We start from the raw sequence: 22,119 nt of genomic DNA, 5'->3' as shown, positions 1-22,119 counted from the left end.
TATGTCCCGAATGCTGCGAGCGCCGCCGCGATCGTTCCGCCAATCCATAGAATCCGCTGCCTACGGGTGTTCGTCGGGCTTTCGCGTCCAGGAACGTCCTCAGTTCTGCGAAACCGCATCCATCGCTCCTGTTGAGAGACACGAGCCGCCGACTTCCACCGAAGGTGACAAAAGTGTACATATAACGGGTCGGGGAGTGATCGTGGTGTTTCACGGGTGGAGTCACCCCACGTGCCAGTGGGTGAGGTCGGGAAGAAGTCGCCTGCTGAGGGGTGCCGAGAGGCGGAACTCCGCCACCCTGATCCGGTGTGACCTCATGGCCATGCGGAGGATGGCGGCCAGCCGGTGGTTGCCGTCCAGGACCAGGGCCCGGGTGTCTCCGAGGTCGAGGGTCGCGAGTGACAGGCGCAGCGGCTGCGACGGCTCCGTCCGGCGGTAGTCATGAAGGAAGTGCTCGATCTTCTCCTGGTGCTCGGAAGACAGCCACCGGCTGCCGGCGTCGGGTTCGGAGAAGCGCCACGGCCGGGCGTCCGGGTCGTCGAACTCGGCCTCATGGAGGTGATCCCGGTGGTACCAGGGCGCGAAGGTGTCATGGAAGTCGCGCGGTGACCCATGGATGTGCAGGGTCACCTTGACGTCGCCGGCCTGGTGATGGGCGTCCAGCATGCTCCAGTCGAGCAGGACGCGGATCTTGTGCGGCTCGGTCTGGAAGGACCTCTTGAACGCCTCGTACGGGACCAGGGGAGGACGCGGAAGCCCGGTGAGGTCGCCGGCCAGCACGATGACGCGCTCAAGCGGGCGGAGAGCCTCCACGTCGGACGTCATCATGGTGGCGGTGCGCACCGCCACTCGTCCCAGGGGTTCGAGGGCCCGCGCGTAAGCCGCCCATTCATCGGTTCCCCATTCCGCGTACGCGGACAGATGCCCGGTCATGCATCGATGTATGCGCGTCAGCCCTTCACAGAGGGTGTGAAGGTAGTCCCGTCGCAGATTCGGGGGCGCATGGGGGAGGAGGGGGAGACCGATGCGTCCCTCGGCGAGGAAAAGACTCGCGGAACGGGGACAGGTGTGCGGATGTAATCGGTCGATGTGCGAGTGGAGACCGGCCAGTTGCTTGGTGATTTCCACGTCGGGCACGGCTCCTTTTCCTGCGGCGGGACGGGTCTCCACATTCCGTCTCGGTGGGTCCCACGCCTTCCGTGTCCGCAAGGTGGTGCCGTTTGTCGACCATTTGGTGGATTAGCCCCGAAGGTGATTACACCGGATGTCGTACGCGGTGTACAGCCCGCTCACCCGTCAGGTCCGGTGATGCGCCGGCTCGGTGACGAGGCGTCCGCTCCGCCGTGATCGTCCACCGGACCTCTCCCCGCTTCTGCCGCCGTACCGCAGGGGTCGCCAATGCGGCTTTCGTCGCAGGTGAGAGGGTGGGAGTGGTGCACAGCCGAGGAGTGACCCTCCCGGCGCGCGGCTTGCGGCGCGGTGGACCCGGGAGGCGGCGGCAAGGGCTGATCGAGCCTCCCCGGCGGTCTGCACGGCTTCCGCGTTGTGACCGCCCTTTCAGCGTGCTCGGCGCCCCCCGACACCGGGTGGCGCACGTCGCTGGAGGTGATCATGGATCCGGCAGGGGAACCGGGGAGCGCGCGGCGGCCGCTCCACATCGCGATGGTCGCGCCGCCCTGGTACCACGTCCCGCCGCGAGGGTACGGCGGCATCGAGTCGATGACGGCGGATCTGGTGCGCGGCCTGCTGGCCCGGGGGCACCGGGTGACCGTCATCGGCGCCGGCGAGGGCGCCGACCTGCGGACCTACGACGAACCTCCGTCCGGCAGGATCGGGGAGCCCTTTCCCGAGGTGGTGCACGCGGCGAAGGCCACCCGGTTCCTCCGGCGGCTAGCGCCCGACGTCGTGCACGACCACTCGCTGGCCGGTCCGCTGAGCGCCTGCGGCCGGTCCACGCCGACGGTGGTCACCTGTCACTGCGAGGTGGCGGGGGAGCTCGGCGACTTCTACCGCGCGCTGGGGGCGGCCGTCTCGCTGGTCGCCATCTCCTGGTCGCAGCGGGCCGCCGCCCCCGATCTCAACTGGGTCGCGCGCGTGCACAACGCCGTGGACGTCGGCACGTTCCCCTTCCTCGGCAGCAAGGAGGAGTGGGTGCTGTGGCTGGGCCGCTTCAACCCGGACAAGGGCGCCCACCTGGCCGTCGAGGCCGCCCGGGCGGCCGGCCGCTCCATCGTCCTGGCGGGCAGGCTGACGGAGGAGTGCGAACGGGAGTACTTCCGGGAGCGCGTCGAGCCGCTCCTCGGGCCGGGGGTGGAGTTCGTCGGCGAGGCCGACGCCGCGCTCAAGCGGGAGCTGCTGTCCCGGGCCCGCTGCCTGCTGTTCCCCGTGCAGTGGGAGGAGCCGTTCGGCATGACGATGATCGAGGCGATGGCCTGCGGGACGCCGGTCGTGGCCCTGAACAGGGGAGCCGTACCCGAGGTCGTCCTCGACGGCGTGACGGGCCACGTCCGCGACGAGGCCGGGCAGCTCCCGCGGGCGATCGAGGAGGCCGGCGCGCTCGATCCCGCCGCCGTACGCGCCCACACGCTGCGGAGCTTCGACGTCTCGGTCATGGCCTGCGCGTACGAGAACGTGTACCACCGGGTCCTCCGGGCCGCATCGCGTAAATCCCGGCACCGGCTCCCGATGGCACGCTGATCCGCGCTCTATCGTGTCACCTGACGGGCCAGCGGAGAGGACGACGGTGTCATGGGTGAATTCGTCAGCGTGGAGATCGCCGACCACATCGCGACCATCCGGCTGGACCGGCCCAAGATGAACGCGCTCAACAGGCAGGTCCAGGAGGAGATCGCCGAGGCGGCGCGCCTGGTGGACGCCGACCGGGGCGTGCACGCCGTAATCCTGTACGGCGGGGAGCGGGTGTTCGCGGCCGGGGCCGACATCAAGGAGATGGCGGTGATGTCCTACGCCGACATGGCGGTTCACTCCCGCACCCTCCAGGACTGCTTCACCGCCGTCGCCCGCGTCGGCAAGCCCGTCATCGCGGCGATCACCGGATACGCCCTGGGCGGCGGCTGCGAGCTCGCCCTGTGCGCCGACTTCCGGGTCGCCGGGGAGAGCGCCAAGCTCGGCCAGCCGGAGATCACCCTCGGCATCATCCCGGGGGCCGGGGGCACACAGCGGCTGCCCCGGCTCGTCGGCCCGGCGAAGGCCAAGGACCTGATCTTCACGGGCAGGCACGTGGACGCCGCCGAGGCGCTGTCGATGGGGCTGGTCGACCGGGTCGTGCCCGACACCGAGGTCTACACCGCCGCGCTGGAGATGGCCGCCACGTTCGCCGGGGGGCCGCTGGCGGCCGTCCGGGCGGCCAAGCAGGCGGTGGACCGCGGGCTGGAGGCCGATCTCGACACCGGCCTGGAGATCGAGCGGCTGCAGTTCTCGGGGCTGTTCGCCACCGAGGACGCCAGAGAGGGCATGACGGCCTTCGCCGACAAGCGCCGCCCCAAATTCACCGGAAGCTGAGTTCACCGGACGCTGACGCGCGGCCGGCGGGACGGGGTCACCCGGCCGCCGTGTGGGCGAGGACGGCGTCGGCCAGTGCCGCGTGCACCTCGGGCGGCAACGTGTGGCCCATGCCCTCGACCGTCATCAGCCGGGCGCCGGGGATCGACTCGCGGATGAGGGCGCCGTGGCCCGGCTTGGCGGGTTCGTGCGTGCCCTCGACGACCAGGGTGGGCGCCTTGACCCGGTGCAGGACGCCCACCGGCTCGAAGTCCGGCTTCGCCGCCGCCGCCAGGCGGTGATTGGCCGCCGCGTCGAGGTTCCGCGCCCGGTCGTACAGGCGCTCGGCCAGCCTGCGCGAGGCGTCCTCGTCGAACGGCAGGCCGGTGCCGTGCAGCACGCGGTCCTCCGCGATCATGCGCTCGATCCGCTCCCGCCGGTCGCGCGGCGGCGGCGCGGCGATCAGCTCGCGGTAGAACGCGACGAACTCCGGCGTGGGCCCGGGCAGGCTGCCCTCGGGCTGCGGCTCGCCCATTAGCGCCCGCATGAGCACCGCACCCTCACCGCCGCCGAGCGGCGACGAGGCGATGACGGTGAGCGTCCGCACCCGCTCCGGCCGCTCCACCGCGATCAGCTGCCCGAGCAGCCCGCCCGCCGAATGGCCGACCAAGTGCGCGCTGTCCAGCCCGTGCGCGTCCATCACCCGCAGCACGTCGTCCTTGATGTCGTCCCAGGTGTACGGATCCTTCGAGAAGTCGGCGACGTCGGACATCCCGGTGTCGCGGTGGTCGTAGCGGATCACGCGCCGGCCGCCGGCGGTGAGCCGGCCCACGAACTCGTCCGGCCACGCGATGCCCTGCGACATCGACCCCATCACCAGCACGATCGGCGCGTCGCCCGCGGCCCCGAACTCTTCGCTCCAGATTCTTGGCATGGCTAGAGCATCCCGTTCGCCGTCACCGGCGCCTTCAGTAGAACTACTAGCCGCGCCAGTTCCGTACGTGAGGTGATGCCGAGCTTCGGATAGATCTTGTACAGGTGGTATTCGACCGTGCGCGGGCTGAGGAACAGCCGGGCGGCGATCTCCTTGCTGGTCGCGCCGCCCGCCACCAGGGTGGCGATGCGCAGCTCCTGCGGGGTGAGCGTGTCCAGCGCCGTCCCCCGCACGCCGGGTGCCGCTCCGAGGGCCGCGGGCGTGTCCTCGGCCCGTATGCTCTCGCCCGCCGCACGCAGCTCGCCGTACGCACGTTCCGCCCACGGGGCGGCTCCGGCGCGCTGGAACGTCTCGAACGCCGCGCGCAGGTGTGCCCTGGCCTCTGCCGGCCGGTGCGTACGGCGCAGCGCCTCACCCAGCAGCAACCCCGTCCTGGCCGCCTCGAACGGGTTGGCGTGCAGCCGTGACGCCTCCCGGAGCGCCTCGACCGCCTGGTCGTCCGGCAGGACCAGGCCGCGGCACCGGGCGAGCAGCGCCCGGGAATCGGCCGTCCCCGCGTGGGCCGACCAGCGCTCGTACGCCTCCAGCGCCGCCCTGGCGGCCTCCGGGTCGCCCGCGCCGACGGCGGCCTCGATCCGGTCGGGCGTGCTCCGCCAGACCACGGCCGGATGCCCGGCGCCCGGGCCCGCGGCGACGATCGCGGTGAACCGGTCGTGCGCCGCGGCGAACCGGCCCAGGCACAGGTCGAGCATGGCCAGGGCGTACGCCGCGACAGCGGCGCGCAGGCCCACCCGGTGCGGGACGGCGATGGCCAGCGCCTCCCTGGCGTACCGGGCGCAGGGCTCCTCCTCGCCGCGCAGGGCCGCCACGGCCGCGAGGTTGGCCAGGTGCGCGGCCACGGTGTTGGCGTATCCGGCCTCGGAAGCCAGCTCCAGGCCCTCCTCCGAGACGGCCCGGCTCTCCGCGAGGCGCCCGGCCAGCCGCTCCGCGGTGGCGACGAACTCCAGCACCACGGGCAGCTGGCCTGTCATCCCGGAGACCCTGGCCACCCGCCCGGCCCGCTCCGCCAGCTCGGTGGACAGGTCCACCTCGCCCAGGTGGCTGGCCGCCGCCGCCGCCCACAGGAACTCGGCGGCCTCGCGCAGCTCGCTCGTACGGCCGAGCGCCCGCCTGAGCAGCTCGTGCCCGCCGTCGCCCGCGAGCGTCGCCCCGACGCCGGAGACCACGTCGCGCAGGAACCCCTCGGGGAAGGCCGCCGCCCGCCGCCCGATCTCCACGATGGCCGCCGTGTCGCCGACGTACGACGCCGCCTCGAAGGCGTCGGCCAGCATGTCCAGGGTGTCGCCCGCCGCGAGGATCCGTACGGCCTCGGCGGCGTCGCCGGAGTTCAGCTCGAACCGTCCGCGCAGCCGGGCGATCTCCATGGTCAGCGCGGTGTCCGCCCCGGCGAACTCGCGGGCCTCGGCCAGCAGGGACTCCGCCTGCCCGGGACGGCCCCCGAGCCATGCGGCCCCGGCGGCGTCCTTGAGCCGCCGGGCGCGCGCGAGCGGATCGGGGGTGAGCTCGGCGGCCCTGGTCAGAGTGGTGGCGGCGGCGCCGTACCCGCCCCGGTCCCGGGCCCGTTCCGCGGCCAGCGCGAGCGCCTCGGCGACCGATTCGTCCTGACCGAGCGCGGCCCCGGCCAGATGCCGGGCCCGCCGGTCCCCGCCCGACACCTCGGCCAGTGCCGCGTGCGCCCCCCGGCGTGCGGCGGGGGAGGCCGTCTCGTACACCGCCGACCGGATCAGCGGATGGCGGAACCGCACGTGCGTCCCGGACACGCTCGCGAGCCCGGCGGACTCGAGCTCGGGAAACGCCGCCTCTCCCGCGCCCAGCCGGTCGGCGGCCCGCAGCACCAGGTCGAGATCGCTCTCGACCGCCGCCAGCAGGGCCGTCAGTCGCGCCCCCGCGGACAACGCGGCCACCTGGTCGCCGAAGAGCCGGCTCCCGCCGGGCAGGGGGTCGGGCAGCGGTTCCCGGCCGGCCCGCTGGACGGGCGTGAGCAGCCGGGCCGTCTCGCGCAGCGCCAGCGGGTTGCCCCCGGTCAGCGCCACGAGGTCGCGCCTGACCGGCGCCGCGAGCGTGAACCCGGCGTCGAGCAGCTCGGCGGCCGCCGGTTCCGCCAGCCCGGCGACCTCCAGCGAGGGCAGGCCCTTCACCGGCGTGTCGCCCCGTACGGCCAGCGGCATCGCGATCGGCTCGGTGCCGAGCCGCCTGGCGGCGAACAGCAAGGCGTCGGCCGACGGCCGGTCCACCCATTGGAAGTCGTCGATCACGCACATCAGCCCGTCCGGCGCGGCGGCCTCGGCCAGCAGCGAGAGCACCCCGGCCGCCAGCAGGAACCGATCGCCCGAACCGGCAGGGGCCAGCCCGAGCGCGCCGCGTACGGCCGCGGCCTGCGGTTCCGGCAGCGCGCCGAGCAGCCCGGTCACCGGGAGCAGCAACTGGTGCAGGGCGGCGAACGCCAGATCGCCCTCCGCCTCGGCCCCCGTGGTCCGCAGCACTCGCATGGGCCCGCCGCGGGAGGCCGCCAGGTCGAGCAGGGCCGTCTTGCCGGCACCGGCCTCGCCGCGCAGCACCAGTGCGCCCCCGAGACCTTTCCCGGCCCGGTCGATCAGGTCGTCGATCGCGGCCGTTTCCGCTGATCTGCCGTAAAGCACAACCGCAGACTGTATTGCGTGGCGAGGTCCCGTCCGGCACCCTTGTCCGGGTGAGACGGCCGCGCGGCGGCTCCTCGGCCAGCCTCGGAGCAACTCTGCACTTTGCGTCGGGAATCGATGGAAAATGCCGCTATCGTGGCGGTTCATGATGCGGTTCGTCGTGCGAGTGCTGACCCCGTCACGGCTGCGCCGGGCGCTGTGGTCCCGCCTGGACGCGAGGTACGTCACCAAGCCCGACCACAGGCAGGACATCAAGGACACCCTGTGGGAGATCCAGATGCTCCGCCGTGAGGTCGTGGCGCTGCGCGGAGAGATCGACCGGTTGCGCCGGACCACCCCCGCCCAGCCCGCCAGGCCGGCCCCGTCCGACGGCCGGGCCGCCGAGGCCCACCGGCTGGCGACGGAGACGGCCGAGGCGCTCGACACGCTGCTGCAGAGCGAGATGCGCATCTGGCAGGCCATCGACGACCTGTCCGCCCGGGTGGCGGCCACCAGGCCGGTGGGGTAGGCGCCGTGCGGGTGAAGTGGACCTTCGACGAGGGCCTGGCCCGGCTGGTCTTCCTGCTCGACCCCGAGGACAGGACGACCGGGGCCTGCACCGACGGCGAGCCTCTCGAACTGCGCACCAACACGTGCCACGTGCGCCTGCCGGACGGGCGGTGGCCGGGCGAGATCCACCCCGACCTGCTGGCCGTGGCCGCGTGGACGGTGGCCGCGCCCTGGACCGGGCGGAGGGTCGTCTTCGACCGGCCCGTGTCGCCCGGGGTCGCCGAGGCGCTCCACGACGGCTGGGGGGTGGACGCCGGGCCGGTGGGGGAGGACCCGCGGACCGGCACCCGGCTGGCGATCTCCTACAGCGGCGGCGCCGACTCCATGGCGGTCGCGGAGATCTTCCCGGACGCCCCGTTCGTGCACTTCCAGCGGGTGAGCCACCCCCGGGTGCCGAACCGCTGGACCCACTACCGGTCCGACGTGCTCGCCGGCCTCGCCCGGCGGACCGGCCGGGACGTGACCGTCGTCCAGTCGGATCTGGAGTTCCTCCTGAGCGTCCCCCGGCCCGGGTTCCCCGAGCACCACGCGGTGGCCGCCGGGGCGCTCCTGCTGGCCGGGGAGCTCGACCTCGGCGGCGTGGCCTTCGGCTACGAACTGGGCTCGCGCTGGCTCGGCGGCGACAGGTACACCCACCGTTACAGTCCCGACAACCCCATGTGGGCGGCCGGCGGGCTCTGGGGCCGCCTGTTCGCGGCGGCCGGGATCCCGCTCGTGCTCCCCGTCGGGGGCCTCAGCGAGCCGGTGACCATGCGGATGGCGATGGCCTCCGAGCTGGCGCCCCTCGTCCGCTGGTGCCTGAAGGGCGACGCGCAGGGGCCGTGCGGCAAGTGCGCCAAGTGCCTGCGCAAGGAGCTGATCCTCGCGGCGGTCGAGAGGCGGCCGCTCAACACCACGATCACCGCGGGCATGGTCGCCGCCCGCAAGTGGCAGGAGCCGCCTCCGTACGGAGGCCAGGAGACCATCGAGTACGGCTGCGCGCACGTGCCCGGCATCGAGACCACGCCCTTCGCGCGGGCGGCCGAATACCTCCAGGCCACAGTGGAGTCCACCCGCTGGCTGGAGCGCTGCTACCCTCCCGCGATCGAGGAGGTCCCCGAGCGGTGGCGCAAGCAGGTCGACGCGTACGTGGGTGACACCATCGGGCTGATGACCGGGGACGAGGCGCGCCGGGTGGAGACCTGGGGGGCGGCCAGGGGGGAACCATGAAGATCTACCTGTCGATGGACATGGAAGGGGTCACCGGCTTGACCGACCCCGAGGAGATGCACGCGGGCGGCCGCGGCTACGAGCGCGGCTGCGAACTGATGACGGGGGACGCCGGAGCGATCGTGGAGGGCGCCTTCGACGCCGGGGCCGAGGCGGTGGTGGTCAACGACGCGCACGGGTCCACCAAGAACCTCAGGATCGACCTGCTCGACCCGCGTGCCACGCTGATCCGCGGCGCCGGCAAGCCGCACCGGATGGGGCAGGGGCTGACCGGCGACTTCGCCGCCGCCTGCTTCGGCGGCTACCACGCGCGGGCGGGCGTCCAGCACGGCGTGCTCAACCACACGTGGATGGGCAAGGAGATCCAGGACGTCTATCTGAACGGCGAGATCTGCGGCGAGACCCGGCTGGTCGCCGGGTTCGCCGGAGCGCTGGGCGTGCCGGTCGCGGTCGTCACCGGCGACGAGGCGGTCTGCGAGGAGGCCCGCGAGCTGCTCGGCGACGTCGAGACCGTCGCCGTGAAGACGGGCATCGACATGTTCGCCGCCGAGCTGCTGCCCCCGAGCGTCGCCTGGCGGCGGATCCGCGAGGGAACGGCGCGGGCGCTCGGCCGGCTGGCCGACTTCCAGCCCTACGTGGTGCCACCGCCGTACACGCTGGGGGTGGAGTGGAACTCCACGGCCATCGCGGCGGCGTGCGCGCTCGTACCCGGGGTCAAGCAGATCGGCCCGCGGCACACCGAGTTCACCACGGACGACTATCACGACATCATGTCCCTCTTCGGGATCTTCTCGATGATCGGCGGCCGGATCTCGTGCGACAGCGGCGTGTACGGCTGACGCCCGGGATCTCAGGCGGACGGAAACTGCGACGAGGCGGGTGGGCGGGGCGTGAGCGGGGGTGACCGCGACGGAGTGCTGACGCGGCGGGCCCTCCTGGTGGGGCTTGGCGCCGCCGGAGGCGCGGGGGCGATGTACGCCGCGATGGGCGCGCTGGGGCTGGCTCCCAACTCGCAGCCCAAGGACTACACGCCGCCGCAGCGCTCCGACTTCGCGCTGACCGGCAGGGGAGCGGCCTCCGTCGTGATCCTGGGCGCCGGGGTCGCCGGGCTCGCCACGGCGTACGAGCTGGGCAAGGCCGGCTACGACTGCACGATCCTGGAGGCCCGCGACCGCGTCGGCGGCCGGAGCATGACGCTGCGCGGCGGCGACCGGGTGGCGGAGATCTCCGGCCAGACCCAGCAGGTGAAGTTCGGCGACGGCGTGTACTTCAACGCGGGCCCGGCGCGGATCGCCCAGTGGATGGTCACCCTCGACTACTGCCGGGAGCTGGGCGTCCCCATCGAGCCGTTCGTCAACGACAACTCCTCCGCCTACGTCTACAACAAGGGCATGAAGGCGCCGGTCCGCGCCCGTACGGCCCGGGCCGACACCTACGGGTACCTCAGCGAGCTCCTGGCGAAGGCCACCGACACCGGGGCGCTCGACCGGCGGCTCACCCCCGGCGACAAGGAGGTGCTGCTCGACTTCCTGTCGGAGTTCGGCGACATCGGCAGGAGCCACACCTACACCGGCTCCGATCGCAGGGGCCTGCGGTCGAACCCGGGCATGCTGCCGCCGGCGCCGCTCGGGACGCCGCCTCCCCTCACCGAGGTGCTGAACTACGGGCTCGGCCGCTCGATCACCTTCCCGTTCGGCTACGAGCAGGCCTCGCCGATGTTCCAGCCGGTCGGCGGCATGGACGCCATCGCGGCGGCGCTCGCCGACGCCGTCGGCCGTGACCGCATCCGGACCTCGGCCGTGGTCAAGAAGATCACGAACCTGCCCGACGGGGTGGAGGTCCTCCACAGTGGCGGCTCGATCAGGGCGGACTACTGCGTGGCCGCGCTGCCTCCCCACGTGCTCGCCCGGATCCCCGGCAACCTGGAGGCCGGGGTGGTGGCCGCGCTGCGCACGCCCGTCCCGGTCTCCGGAGGCAAGATCGGGCTTGAGTACGGCCGCCGCTGGTGGGAGATCGACGAGCGCATCTACGGCGGCATCACCGAGACCGACATGGACATCTCGCACATCTGGTACCCGTCGTACGGTTTCCACGGCTCACGCGGGCTGCTGGTCGGGTACTACAACCTGGGAGACGACGCCGACGCCTACGCCCGGCTGCCCCACCTCGAACGGCAGCGCCGGGCGCTCCTCCAGGGCATGAAGATCCACGGCGAGAACTACCGGAACGACCTGCTGTCCAGCGTGTCGGTGGCCTGGGCCGGCCAGCCGCACATCGAGGGCGCCTGGGTGGCCTGGCCCTCCTACGACGCCCAGTTCAACCTGCTGCGCAAGCCCGCCGGGCGGGTCTACTTCGCGGGAGACTGGCTGACGTACCTGATCGCGTGGCAGGCGGGAGCCCTGGAGTCCGCCCGCGCCGCGGTCACCGATCTGCACCAGCGCGTAGTGAAGGAGAGCTGAATGCCCATCGACGAGCCCATCGGCGAGCCCCATGACGTGCCTCTCGACTGGGTCCCCGCCGCCGACCGCCCCGACCTGCTGGCCGAGCCGGTCGCCAGGGCCGTCCGGCAGGCCGTACAGGAAGGCGGGCTCGGCGCGCGCGTCGCCGCGATCGACCCCGAGCTGGCCGACACGGCCGCGTTCTGCGAGCGGTACGGCGTCGCCATGGAGGACTCGGCCAACTGCGTGATCGTGAGCGCGAAGCGCGGGGGCGAGATCCGGTACGCCGCCGTCATGGTGCTCGCCACCGGACGGGCGGACATCAACGGCGTGGTCCGCCGTCACCTGGAGGCGCGCAAGGCGTCCTTCGCGCCGCAGGCGGAGGCCGTGGAGCTGACCGGCATGGAGTATGGCGGCATCACGCCCCTGGGGCTCCCGGAGGGCTGGCCGGTGCTCGTTGACGAAAATGTGACCAGGCGCTCATTCGTCGTGATCGGCAGTGGCCTGCGCCGGTCCAAGCTGGCACTTTCCGGCGAATCTCTGGTCAAGGCGACGCGCGGGGAGGTCCTGGCGCTCACCATTTGACCGTCTCCTGGGAAACCGCGTGCCCTTCCGCGACGTTGTGCTGAGCAGGAATGTGGCGCGATGGTTCACTCATGGGCGTTCTTTTAGTCGGTATGGTGCTTACGCAATGAATCAGGACGACCGACTTGGTCCGTACCGGCTGCTGCGGCGGCTCGGTGAGGGCGGCATGGGCGTGGTCCACCTTGCTCTGGACCCCCACGGCAGGCAGGTGGCCGTCAAGGTCCTGCGCCCGGAGGTGGCGGGGGACGACGTCGCGCGCAGGAGGCTGTCGCGCGAGGTGGAGACCATGCGCCGGGTGCGCAACCCGCACATCGCGGAGGTCGTCGACGCCGACGTGACCGGGCAGCGGCCCTACATCGTGACCCGGTACGTGCCGGGCCGGGCGCTCGACGAGATCATCAAGAAGGACGGCCCGCTGCCCCTCGACGCCCTGCTCAAGGTGGCCAGGGGCGTGGCGGAGGCGCTCGCCGCCGTCCACGCCTCCGGGGTCATCCACCGCGACCTGAAGCCCGGCAACGTGCTCATGCTGGACGGCCGGCCGGTGCTCATCGACTTCGGCATCGCGCAGGCGGTGGACGCCACCCGGCTGACCCAGACGGGCATGTTCATCGGCACACCCGGCTACCTCGCGCCGGAGATCATCGAGGGCCACGAGGCGGGGCCCGAGGTCGACGTCCACGCCTGGGCCGGCACCCTGCTGTACGCCGCGACCGGCCTGCCGCCGTTCGGCAAGGGCACGCTGGAGATGATCTTCTTCAACATCACGTCGGGCAAGGCCAATGTGGTCGCCGCGCCCGCGCCGCTCCAGCCGGTGCTGCGTGCCGCCTTCCACCGGGATCCCTCCAGGCGGCCGACGGCGGCCGAGCTGGTGCGCCGGGTCGCCGAGCTGATGCCGCCCGCGGGTGGCCCGCCCAGGGTGCCCGACCACATCACCACCGTGCCCAACGTCGACGAGACGAGCGGCCAGCCCGTGCCCGACTTCGACCGGCCCGGCGCCTCCGGCCCGCACGGACGTTCCTCGCCGCCCATGCCCTCCACCGGAGCCGCGGCCTTCGGCGGCCAGGGTTCGAGTGTCGCGGGTTCGGGTGTCGCGGGTTCGGGTGCCGGCGGTTCGGGTGGTGCGGGCTCCGCGCATGCCTCGCCCGGCGGCATCCCGTTCGTCGCCCCGCCGGTGGCCCCGGTGGCCACCCCGCCGTCTTCTTCGCCGTCGCCGTCGGCCGAGGAGTTCGTGTCGCTGCTGAGGGACACCCCGGCCGCGGGCCATCCCGGCGACCCCTTCCCGACGGTGCGTGTCACGGGAGAGGACCTGCGCAGGGCGGGGATCGCCGACAGCGCTCCCGCACGTCCCGTCCGGCCCGAGGGCGACATACCCACCCGGTTCGAGCCCGGCTCCCGTGGCGCGCCCCCGCAGCCCGCGCCCGGACGGCCCGAGGGGGACATCGCCACCCGCTTCGACCCGGCGGGCTCGCGCGGCGTCTCCACGCCCTCCGCCACCCCCGGCTCCCCCGAGCCCCCCATGCCTCTCAAGCCCTCCGAGGGCGACGTCCCCACCTGGATGGCCCCGCCCGCCGCCTCCATGCCGCCCACGTCCGCCGCTCGTCCGGCCGGGCCAGGATCGGCGCCGCCGTCGGACTGGGACACGCCGATGCGCCGTCCCGACAAGGACATCCCGACCCGGAGGGTGACCTCCGAGGAGCTCCGCCAGGCGGCGGGCACCCCGCGTGACCAGGCCTTCTTCGAGCAGGCCGCCGAGATCTACGAGCAGACGCCGCACATCCACCAGCAGAGCCCGGCGCCGTTCCTGCCGACCGTCCGGGTGCCGCCGCCGACCGTGCCGCCCTCGCCTCTCCCCGCGGGAGTGCTCCTCCAGCGCTCCAAGGCGTACGGCGTGGCGAGCGCGCTGCTGCTCGTCGTCATGACCTGCCTGGCGGTGATCGCGCCTCTGCTGGTGTGCATGCTCGCCCTACCGGTGGCCGTGCTGCTGAGGGCGGCCGACATCGCGCAGCCGCAGCTCGCCTCCCGCCGCCCGGCGGGGGCGGCGGCCACCGACGTGATCCGCGTGCTCGGCCAGCCGGCCGCTCTGGTGAAGTCGATCGGCGTGACGATCGCGCTCGTGCCGTACGCGCTGGTCCTCGGCCTGCCGGTCACGCTGCTGCTGACCGTGCTCGTCGGGTCGATGCCGGTGCTCGCGGCGCTGAGCTGGGGGATCGCCGTCGCCCTGTGGACCGTCTGCGCGGGCCCGGGCGTGGAGGGCCCGGGACGGCAGATGCGGCGGACGCTGGCGTCGCTGTTCCCCGGCGGCGGGGCGGCGAAGGGGGCCGCTCTGGGGATCGGCGTCCTGGCCGTGCTGGTGGCGGCGATCGCACTCAGCAGCGTGCTGGGTAAACAGACAGCAGGGCACTTCTGGGGACCCATCGACGTTCTGTCGGTAGTGACACGCTTGGGGGATCTGCAATCACAGGCAGGTAATGGGTGACGGGGGACGAAATGTCGGCAACTGAGGCTCCCGAGAGGATCGGCCCCTACCGGCTGCTCCGGCGCCTGGGCGAGGGGGGCATGGGTGTCGTGCACCTCGGGCTGGACGCCGAGGGACGCGAGGTCGCCGTGAAGGTCCTCCACCCGCACGTGGCGAGCGACCTCAAGGCGAGGGACCGGCTCACCCGCGAGGTGGAGACCATGCGCCGGGTGCGCAGCAAGCGGGTCGCCGAGGTGCTCGACGCCGACCTGACGGGCGCCACGCCGTACATCGTGACGAGGTACGCCCCCGGCCGCACCTTAGAGCAGACCGTGCTGGAGGACGGGCCGCTGCCGGCGGCCGACGTCATCCAGATCGCGCGGGGCCTGTGCGAGGCGCTGGTGGCGATCCACGCCGCCGACGTCGTGCACCGCGACCTCAAGCCGGCGAACGTGATGCTCGTGGACGGCGAGCCGCTGGTGATCGACTTCGGCATCGCGCACCTGGTCAACGCGACCCGGCTGACCCAGACCGGGATGTTCGTCGGCACCCCCGGCTACCTGGCTCCCGAGATCATCCGCGACTCCGAGATCACCCAGGCGGCCGACGTGCACGCGCTGGCGGCCACCGTGTTCTTCGCGGCGACCGGCAAGCCGCCCTTCGGGTCGGGCACGTTCGAGTCGGTCTGTTACAACATTCTGGAGGGGAAGGCGCAGGTCGACCTCGCGCCGGTGTGGATGCGGGGCTGGCTGCGGCTGGCCCTCGCCTCCGAGGCCTCCTCCCGCCCCACCGCCGCGTCGCTGCTCAGGCTCACCCGGACGCTCGACCCCTCGGTGACCACTCTGCGGGAGATGCCCGGCGACGGCGGGACCAGGATCCTCGACGGGACGGGCGTCAACGGGCACGCCCCGGGCGAGACGAGGGTCCTCGACGACGCGGCGCCGGCGAACGGCCGGCCGGACCGCACCAGCGTCCTGCCCGCCGGCCACACCTACTCCGATCTGCTGCCGCCGGTGAACTACGTCGAGCCGGACCGGCCGCGCCGCGAGCCCCGGGCGCCCAAGCCCAGGCGCGCCGCCGCCGCGCCCCCTCCGGCCTACCCCAATCTGCCGGTGTACGGCTCCGGCGGGTACGGCGAGGCGGCGTACGGCCAGCCCGCGCGCCCGCCGGCGTACCAGCCTCCGCCGGGCCACCCCCCGCAGCCCGACCAGCGGGTTGCCGGCTACCCGGCTCCGCCCGGCGGCGTCCCGTCGCCCGTTCCCGGGCGGCAGGCGCCTCCGCCCGCGCCGGCCCGGCCGTACGAGCGGGATGAGCAGCGGCCCCGCTACCGGGCCGGGCACCCCATCCTGGGCGCCCTGCTGCTCGTCACGCTCGTCGCCCTGGCCTGCATGCTGCCCGTGGTGGTCAGCCTGTTCGCCGTGGTCGTGGCGTTGACTCTGCGGGTGGGCCACTACCTGGTCGGGGACGTCGCCGACCGCCGGGCCGCCGGGAGGGGCAGCGGCGCCGACCCGCTCCTCGTGGTGCTCGGCACGCCGTGGGCGCTGATCAAGGCGGGGGTGGCCACGCTCATCCAGGTGCCGCTGGCCGCGATGTTCGCCATGTGCGTGTGGGGCGTCCTGGTCAAGCCCGTGGGATTGCCGACCGACCCGGCGGCCGCGTACGCCGCCGGGGCCTTCGTCGGCGGGCTGTTCGTGCTTCCCGGCGGGGGCGCTCCGCGCAAGGCCGTCGCCCGGACGCTCACGGCGGTGATCCGCAGCCCCGGTGCCGGGATGGTCGTCACGATCGCGGTCGGCACGGTGGCCCTGTTCGCGGTGATGACCGCACTGTCGGCCGACGCCTCGTGGGCGCCGTGGGACCCGCCGCACGTGGCGATCAACCACATCGTCACGGATCTCCGACGAAAAGGTGAGGACACGGTAGTCAACCTGGTCGGCGGCGTGATCGGCGACATCATGGACAAGATAGGCCTGGGCTTCCTCACTTTCTGGAACTGACCGGGCGGCCGACGCCCCGGAGCGCGAGGAGGAGCGTTATGGGTTCGCCGGAGCACGCTTCGCCCGATCAGTCCGCGCCCCACCATCTGGGGCCCTATCGCCTGGTCTCGACGCTCGGCTCCGGCGGGTTCGGGGAGGTGCACCTCGCCCTCGATCCCCACGGCCACACGGTCGCCGTCAAGGTGCTCCACCCGCACGTCGCCTCGGACGCCTTCGCCCTCACCCGCCTCGCGCGGGAAGTGGAGACCATGCGCCGGGTGCGCGGGCGGCACGTGGCCGAGGTGCTCGACGCCTCGCTCACGGGCGATCGGCCGTACATCGTCACCCGCTACGTCCAGGGCCGGGCGCTGAGCACCGTCCTCGCCAAGGACGGGCCGGCCCGGGACGGCGACCTCGTGCGGCTGGCGGCCGGCCTCGCCGAGGCGCTGGAGTCCATCCACGCGGCCGGGGTGGTGCACAGGGACCTCAAACCCGCCAACGTGATCATCGCGGACGGCGAGCCGTACGTGATCGACTTCGGCATCGCCTGCGCGCTGGAGTCGGCCTCGGTGACGGCGTCGGGTGCGGTCGTCGGCACTCCGGGCTACCTCGCCCCCGAGGTGCTGGAGGGCGGGGACGCCGGTCCCGAGGCCGATGTCTTCGCCTGGGCGGCGACCGTGGCCTTCGCTTCGTCGGGGCGGCAGCCGTACGGGACCGGACCGGCGGCGGCGATCGCCTACCGGGTGGTCCACCGGGAGCCCGACCTGTCCGGCGTCCCCGCCTGGCTGGCGCCGTTGCTGGAGCGCTGCCTGCGGACCGATCCCGCGGCGCGGCCGGCGGCGGACGAGCTCACCGGCCGCCTCCATGCCGCCGCCCCGCCTGGGCATGAGCGGCGCGACGGGCAGCCGGGCGGGCAGCCGGACGGGCAACTGGATGAGCGCTCAGGCGGGCGGTGGCACGACCGGCGGAACGGGCGGGACGGGCGGCGGCGCGCGGGCAGGGGAGCGCCGGGCAGGGGAGCGCCCATGGCGGGCGAGCCGGTCCCGGGCGTTCGCGCCTCCTACGCCGATCCGCTCGCCTCCCGCGACCCGCTCCCGCCGGGCGTGCCGCCCGCGGACCTGGACCGGCCGTGGCAGGACGAGATGACAGGGGCGGGCGGCATCGACGAGGCGGTCACCCGCCAGTGGCGGCCGGGTGAGCGGAGGCGGCCGGGGCCGGACGCCCGCGCCAGGCACCGCCAGAAGGTCCACCGCCGCTGGGTGATCGGCTCCGCGGTCGTCGTCGGCCTGTTCGCCGCGGCGGCGCGGCACAACCTGCCCGAGGTCTCACTGCTCCTGCTCGTCCTGTACGGCATCGCCCTGCTGATCGACGCCGGCTTCGGGCTGGTGGCCCGGTCGCGGTCCCGGGTGGCGGTGGACGTGGTCGGCGGGGTGGGAGTGGTGGCCGTATGGGCCCTGCTCAGCACGCTGTTCAGCACCGGGACCCTGCTGCTGGCGGTCGGCACCGTCCTGTTCCTGCTCGTCGCCCTGGTCGTCGCGAGCTGACACCCGCCGCGTGGGCCGGTTATGGAACAAAGCTCGGTATCGTGGAACGGACGCGGCGTGGAGTCACGCGCCGGAGTTCCCGGCCGTACGACCGGGAAGTTTGCGTCCAAGCTACCGATGGGTAACATGTCGATGGGGGACCAGGGAGAGCTCCACACCCCGGGCCACCCACTGTCATCGCGCCCATGAGCACCTGGCAGTCTGAACGGCGTGCGCGTGCCCCGCGCCACGTACCGAGAACCGCGGCGTCAGCCGTACGGAAACGGGAGGTCGGCCACCGGCCATGAACATCGTCGTCTGCGTGAAGCAGGTCCCCGACACGGCGACCGAGCGCAAGCTGAGGTCCGATGACAAGACGCTCGACCGCGACGCCGCCGACGGCGTGGTGAACGAGCTCGACGAGTACGCGGTCGAGGAGGCGCTGCGGCTCAAGGAGGCCCACGGAGGCGAGGTCACCGTCCTCAGCATGGGCCCCGCCAGGGCCACCGAGACCATCCGCAAGGCCCTCGCGATGGGCGCGGACAAGGCGGTCCACCTGACCGACGACGCGCTGCACGGCTCGGACGCGCTGTCGACCTCCTACGCCATCGCCCAGACCCTCAAGAAGATCGGTTTCGACCTGGTCGTCCTGGGCTCGGAGTCGACCGACGCCCGCACCGGCATGCTGGCCGCGATGCTGGCCGAGCGGCTCGGCGTGGCGCAGCTTACCCTCGCCGGGAAGGTCGAGGTGAACGGCCAGGCCATCACCGTCGAGCGGCTCACCGACTACGGCCACGACAGGGTCGAGGCCTCGCTGCCCGCGGTCGTGTCGGTCGTCGAGAAGATCAACGAGCCGCGGTACCCGTCCTTCAAGGGCATCATGGCCGCGAAGAAGAAGCCGGTGGAGACGCTCGGCGTCGCGGACGCGGAGATCGCGCTCGACCAGGTCGGCCTCGCCAGCGCGTGGAGCGAGGTCGTCGACTTCGCCCCGGCTCCGCCGCGGGCGGCCGGCACGGTCATCAAGGACGAGGGCGACGGCGGTTCGAAGATCGCCGAGTTCCTCGCGTCGAAGAAGTTCGTCTGAGGGGCTTGGGATGAGTGAGGTTCTGGTTCTCGTCGACCACGTCGACGGTGAGATCAAGAAGGTTACCTTCGAGCTGCTGACGCTCGCCCGGTCGCTGGGCGCCCCGGCGGCGGTGTGGGCGGGCCCCGGCTACTCGGACACCGCCAAGGCCAGGCTGGCCGAGTACGGCGCCGAGAAGATCTACGTGGCGGACAGCGAGGAGATCGGGCAGTACGTCGTGGCGCCCAAGGCCGAGCTGCTGGCCCAGCTGGTGGCGGAGCGGTCGCCGGCCGGCGTCCTCGTCGCCGCGACGGGCGAGGGCAAGGAGGTCGCCGGCCGCCTGGCGATCAAGACGGACTCCGGCGTCATCACGGACGCCGTGGGCGTGGAGGAGGGCTTCGTCGCCGAGCTGTCGATCTTCGGTGGCGGTGTGAACGTCCGGAGCCGGGTGGTCAAGGGCATTCCGATCATCGCGGTCCGCCCGAACGCCACGGCCCCCGTCACGGCTCCCGCCGCCGGCGCCGAGGAGAAGGTGGAGGTCACCCTGTCGGACGCCGCCAGGGCCGCCAAGATCGTCGAGAAGGTCACGCAGGAGAAGGGCGGCCGTCCGGAGCTCACCGAGGCCGCGATCGTGGTCTCCGGCGGGCGGGGCGTCGGTTCCGCGGACAACTTCTCGATCATCGAGAAGCTGGCCGACTCCCTGGGGGCGGCGGTGGGCGCCTCACGGGCCGCCACCGACGCCGGCTGGTACCCGCACCAGTTCCAGGTCGGGCAGACGGGCAAGACCGTCTCACCGCAGCTCTACGTCGCGGCGGGCATCTCCGGCGCCATCCAGCACCGGGCCGGGATGCAGACCTCCAAGACGATCGTCGTCATCAACAAGGACGGAGAGGCTCCGCTCTTCGAGATCGCGGACTTCGGCGTCGTGGGGGACCTTTTCCAGATCGTCCCGCAGCTCACCGAAGAGATCGAGAAGCGCAAGTAGCGCGGTTCGCCCCGCCGTTCCTTCTCGCAGTCTCGTCGCCTCGTCCTGCCGTTCCGTTGTCTCGTCTCGTCTCGTCTCGTCTCGCCGTCCGGAGCGGCGCCGCACCTCGGCGCCGCTCGGACGTCTGTCACATCCGGGTACGCCGAGGGGTGGCCTGGGGGAGTGTGAGTACCGCGCCCATCCCGAGGCCGGCCAGCAGTGCCGGGCCGTGCAGATCGGACAGCGCGGTGAGGACGACTCCTGCGGCGAGGGCGAGAGCGGGGAACGTCGTCCGCGGCAGCCGATCCCTGTGCGCGACGAGCTGGGTCCCGGCCGACGCCACCACCACGGACGCCACCACCGCCGCCGTGGAGTCGCCGAAGGCGGGAGTGGCGACCACCGCCGAGTAGAAGGCGGCCACCGACGCCTCCAGCCGGCCGGGCGCCGTCTCCGATCGCCCCGGCGTGGCGTCCGATCGCCCCGGCGTGGCGTCCGATCGCCCCGGCGTGGCGTCCGATCGCCCCGGCGTCGCGTCGGCCGCTCGTGAGCGGGCGAGGAAAGCGGTGAGGACGCCGCCCGCCAGGCCGCACACGGCTATCGAGTTGCCCGCTCCCGCCGTGCCGTACAGCATGCCCGCCACCTGACCGGCGGCCGCTCCGGCAAGGTAGAGCGCGAGCCACCGCCCGCGGCCGAGGGCCCGCTCCGCCATCGTGCCGATCACGAGCAGGGTGACGAGGTTGAAGGCCGTGCCCAGCAGGCCGCCGTCCTGGAAGACGAGCGAGGTGGCGAGCCGCCACCACTCGCCTGTACGCACGAGCGCGGGATCACGCCGGAAGGCGCCGAGCAACGCGGTGTCGGCGAGCTGGACGAGGCTTGGCACCGCCGTGACGGCCGCCACGGCGGCGGTCAGGAAGGGGAAGGGGCGAATCCGCACCTCCCGATCATCCCGCTCCGCCGCCGTCCCCGGCAGATCGTCATGTCCTTCCCTCGGCCGGACAATTGTCCTGCCGGGCGTCAGGCCGCCAGCTGGAGTTGCTCCTCCGCGGGGGCAGGCCTCTCGGCGGGAGCCGTACGGGAGGAGGGCAGGAAGCGGGCGGCGACGGCGATGAGGACGCCGAGCACCACCGCGGTGCCCATGGCCGCCCGCAGGGAGGCCGCCGCGGACAGGAAGCCGATGACGACCGGCCCCAGCAGGAGCCCCGCGTAGCCCATGGCGCCCGCCTGCGCGATCGCCGGGCCGGGGTCGGCCGTGGCGGTGCCCGCCAGAGACACCGTCATCGGCGAGATGGTGGCAACGGAGAGGCCGATGAGGAACATCCCCGCCACCGCCACCGGCGCGGAGGGCGCCGCGATGACGGCCAGGAACGCGACCGCCGTGGCGCCTCCGGAGAAGACGATCAGGCGGCGCGCGCCGTACCGGCCGCGTAGCCGGTCGCCGCGCAGCCGCGCGACCAGCATGCCCGCCTCGAACACGGGATAGCCGAGCGCGGCGAGCGCCTCGGGAGCGCGGAGCGTGCCGATGAGGTACAGGCCGTTCCAGTCGGCGACGACGCCTTCGACCATGAACGCGGCGAACATGACCGCGCCCAGCAGGTAGACGACGGCGGGGAGCCTGCCCCGGCGTCCCTCGGGGGCGTTGCCGGACGCGGCGTCGGGAAGGTAGGTGCGGCTGAGGGCGACCGACGCGGGAAGTGACGCCAGCGCCACGATCAGGAGGTGCGCGGTGAAGGACAGCCCGGTGGCGATGGCCGCCGTGCCGAGCAGCCCCGCCGAGATGGCGCCCACACACCATCCCGCGTGCATCCCGCTCATCAGCGGCCTGTCGTACGCGCGCTCGACCGTGGAGCCCTGAGCGCTCATGGCGACGTCGAGCGCGCCGAACGCCATGCCGAAGATCATGGCCGCGATGAGCAGCACGGGGAAGGACGGCGCGACGGCGACGAGCCCCAGCGACGCCGCGCTCAGGGGGGCGGCCGCCCGCAGGACGCCGCGACTGCCGACCCTCGCCATGACCAGACGCATCAGCTGCATGGTGACGAGCGCGCCGATCCCCCATAAGAGCAGGACGAGGCCGACCGACGACTCCGGCAGGCGGAGCCGTTCGGCCAGCGCCGGAACGCGGACGGTGAACGTTCCACACAGCAGACCGGCCAGGACGAAGGTGAGGATCGTCCCATTGCGGGCCGTCCTCAGGGCGCGGGTCATCACAGATTCCTTTCACGGGTT

General features: G+C 73.0%; 17 protein-coding genes. 12 read left to right on the top strand and 5 right to left on the bottom strand.

The window, feature by feature from the left end; all coding sequences use genetic code 11:
- Positions 1-222: 222 nt before the first annotated feature.
- On the bottom strand, positions 223-933 hold the full coding sequence (locus tag AB0B72_RS29395) for a hypothetical protein (protein ID WP_367742374.1): 711 nt from the start codon (positions 931-933) through the stop codon (positions 223-225).
- 678 nt (positions 934-1,611) lie between these two features.
- On the opposite strand from AB0B72_RS29395, the gene AB0B72_RS29390 reads away from it, so the two are divergent.
- Positions 1,612-2,697 (top strand): glycosyltransferase family 4 protein, encoded by a 1,086-nt coding sequence (locus tag AB0B72_RS29390; protein ID WP_367742373.1) that lies wholly within the window; start codon positions 1,612-1,614, stop codon positions 2,695-2,697.
- Between the two features lie 51 nt (positions 2,698-2,748).
- Complete coding sequence (locus tag AB0B72_RS29385; protein WP_367742372.1) at positions 2,749-3,522, top strand: enoyl-CoA hydratase/isomerase family protein; 774 nt, start codon at positions 2,749-2,751, stop codon at positions 3,520-3,522.
- A 37-nt stretch (positions 3,523-3,559) separates the two neighbouring features.
- On the opposite strand, the gene AB0B72_RS29380 is transcribed toward AB0B72_RS29385, so the two are convergent.
- Together AB0B72_RS29380 and AB0B72_RS29375 are read right to left on the bottom strand one after the other, a co-directional pair.
- Complete coding sequence (locus AB0B72_RS29380; protein ID WP_367742371.1) at positions 3,560-4,435, bottom strand: alpha/beta fold hydrolase; 876 nt, start codon at positions 4,433-4,435, stop codon at positions 3,560-3,562.
- A gap of 2 nt (positions 4,436-4,437) precedes the next feature.
- Positions 4,438-7,134, bottom strand: a complete 2,697-nt coding sequence (locus AB0B72_RS29375; protein ID WP_367742370.1) for a LuxR C-terminal-related transcriptional regulator — start codon at positions 7,132-7,134, stop codon at positions 4,438-4,440.
- A gap of 145 nt (positions 7,135-7,279) precedes the next feature.
- On the opposite strand from AB0B72_RS29375, the gene AB0B72_RS29370 reads away from it, so the two are divergent.
- The 10 genes from AB0B72_RS29370 (at position 7,280) to AB0B72_RS29325 (ending at position 19,914) form a co-directional block, all read left to right on the top strand.
- Positions 7,280-7,642 (top strand): hypothetical protein, encoded by a 363-nt coding sequence (locus tag AB0B72_RS29370; RefSeq protein WP_367742369.1) that lies wholly within the window; start codon positions 7,280-7,282, stop codon positions 7,640-7,642.
- Positions 7,643-7,647: 5 nt separating this feature from the next.
- Positions 7,648-8,892, top strand: a complete 1,245-nt coding sequence (locus AB0B72_RS29365; protein WP_367742368.1) for a DUF6395 domain-containing protein — start codon at positions 7,648-7,650, stop codon at positions 8,890-8,892.
- Entirely contained in the window at positions 8,889-9,731 is an 843-nt protein-coding gene (locus AB0B72_RS29360; protein ID WP_367742366.1) for a M55 family metallopeptidase, read from the top strand. Before AB0B72_RS29365 ends, AB0B72_RS29360 begins: the two co-directional genes overlap by 4 nt.
- Positions 9,732-9,782: 51 nt before the next feature.
- On the top strand, positions 9,783-11,351 hold the full coding sequence (locus tag AB0B72_RS29355; RefSeq protein ID WP_367742365.1) for a flavin monoamine oxidase family protein: 1,569 nt from the start codon (positions 9,783-9,785) through the stop codon (positions 11,349-11,351).
- Complete coding sequence (locus tag AB0B72_RS29350) at positions 11,352-11,915, top strand: YbaK/EbsC family protein (RefSeq protein ID WP_367742364.1); 564 nt, start codon at positions 11,352-11,354, stop codon at positions 11,913-11,915. It abuts the gene before it with no gap.
- Between the two features lie 106 nt (positions 11,916-12,021).
- The gene (locus AB0B72_RS29345; protein ID WP_367742363.1) at positions 12,022-14,391 is read left to right on the top strand and encodes a protein kinase; all 2,370 of its coding nucleotides are present in this window, start codon (positions 12,022-12,024) and stop codon (positions 14,389-14,391) included.
- Positions 14,392-14,402: 11 nt separating this feature from the next.
- Positions 14,403-16,364 (top strand): serine/threonine-protein kinase, encoded by a 1,962-nt coding sequence (locus AB0B72_RS29340; protein ID WP_367742362.1) that lies wholly within the window; start codon positions 14,403-14,405, stop codon positions 16,362-16,364.
- A gap of 38 nt (positions 16,365-16,402) precedes the next feature.
- Positions 16,403-17,887: a serine/threonine-protein kinase gene (locus tag AB0B72_RS29335; RefSeq protein WP_367742361.1), complete on the top strand. Its 1,485-nt coding sequence runs from the start codon at positions 16,403-16,405 to the stop codon at positions 17,885-17,887.
- A 283-nt stretch (positions 17,888-18,170) separates the two neighbouring features.
- Positions 18,171-18,950, top strand: a complete 780-nt coding sequence (locus AB0B72_RS29330) for an electron transfer flavoprotein subunit beta (RefSeq protein ID WP_367742360.1) — start codon at positions 18,171-18,173, stop codon at positions 18,948-18,950.
- Between the two features lie 10 nt (positions 18,951-18,960).
- A complete protein-coding gene (locus tag AB0B72_RS29325; RefSeq protein WP_367742359.1) occupies positions 18,961-19,914 on the top strand; it encodes an electron transfer flavoprotein subunit alpha/FixB family protein in 954 nt (317 codons plus the stop codon).
- Positions 19,915-20,041: 127 nt separating this feature from the next.
- Here the strand turns inward: AB0B72_RS29325 and AB0B72_RS29320 are convergent, their stop codons facing one another.
- Together AB0B72_RS29320 and AB0B72_RS29315 are read right to left on the bottom strand one after the other, a co-directional pair.
- Positions 20,042-20,827, bottom strand: a complete 786-nt coding sequence (locus AB0B72_RS29320; protein WP_367742358.1) for a rhomboid family intramembrane serine protease — start codon at positions 20,825-20,827, stop codon at positions 20,042-20,044.
- 80 nt (positions 20,828-20,907) lie between these two features.
- Positions 20,908-22,098 (bottom strand): MFS transporter, encoded by a 1,191-nt coding sequence (locus tag AB0B72_RS29315; protein WP_367742357.1) that lies wholly within the window; start codon positions 22,096-22,098, stop codon positions 20,908-20,910.
- Positions 22,099-22,119: the final 21 nt, after the last annotated feature.

Source organism: Microbispora sp. NPDC049125 (genome assembly GCF_040802045.1).
Classification (GTDB): domain Bacteria; phylum Actinomycetota; class Actinomycetes; order Streptosporangiales; family Streptosporangiaceae; genus Microbispora.
This window is presented reverse-complemented; position numbering and strand designations above follow the sequence as displayed.

Excerpts from the sequence above, each read along its gene's own strand:
- AB0B72_RS29360 (WP_367742366.1), top strand. The coding sequence starts at position 8,889 with ATGAAGATCTACCTGTCGATGGACATGGAAGGGGTCACCGGCTTGACC.
- AB0B72_RS29325 (WP_367742359.1), top strand. The coding sequence starts at position 18,961 with ATGAGTGAGGTTCTGGTTCTCGTCGACCACGTCGACGGTGAGATCAAG.
- AB0B72_RS29380 (WP_367742371.1), bottom strand. The coding sequence starts at position 4,435 with ATGCCAAGAATCTGGAGCGAAGAGTTCGGGGCCGCGGGCGACGCGCCG.
- AB0B72_RS29390 (WP_367742373.1), top strand. The coding sequence starts at position 1,612 with ATGGATCCGGCAGGGGAACCGGGGAGCGCGCGGCGGCCGCTCCACATC.
- AB0B72_RS29315 (WP_367742357.1), bottom strand. The coding sequence starts at position 22,098 with ATGACCCGCGCCCTGAGGACGGCCCGCAATGGGACGATCCTCACCTTC.
- AB0B72_RS29385 (WP_367742372.1), top strand. The coding sequence starts at position 2,749 with ATGGGTGAATTCGTCAGCGTGGAGATCGCCGACCACATCGCGACCATC.
- AB0B72_RS29370 (WP_367742369.1), top strand. The coding sequence starts at position 7,280 with ATGATGCGGTTCGTCGTGCGAGTGCTGACCCCGTCACGGCTGCGCCGG.
- AB0B72_RS29335 (WP_367742361.1), top strand. The coding sequence starts at position 16,403 with ATGGGTTCGCCGGAGCACGCTTCGCCCGATCAGTCCGCGCCCCACCAT.
- AB0B72_RS29345 (WP_367742363.1), top strand. The coding sequence starts at position 12,022 with ATGAATCAGGACGACCGACTTGGTCCGTACCGGCTGCTGCGGCGGCTC.
- AB0B72_RS29330 (WP_367742360.1), top strand. The coding sequence starts at position 18,171 with ATGAACATCGTCGTCTGCGTGAAGCAGGTCCCCGACACGGCGACCGAG.
- AB0B72_RS29395 (WP_367742374.1), bottom strand. The coding sequence starts at position 933 with ATGACCGGGCATCTGTCCGCGTACGCGGAATGGGGAACCGATGAATGG.
- AB0B72_RS29350 (WP_367742364.1), top strand. The coding sequence starts at position 11,352 with ATGCCCATCGACGAGCCCATCGGCGAGCCCCATGACGTGCCTCTCGAC.
- AB0B72_RS29340 (WP_367742362.1), top strand. The coding sequence starts at position 14,403 with ATGTCGGCAACTGAGGCTCCCGAGAGGATCGGCCCCTACCGGCTGCTC.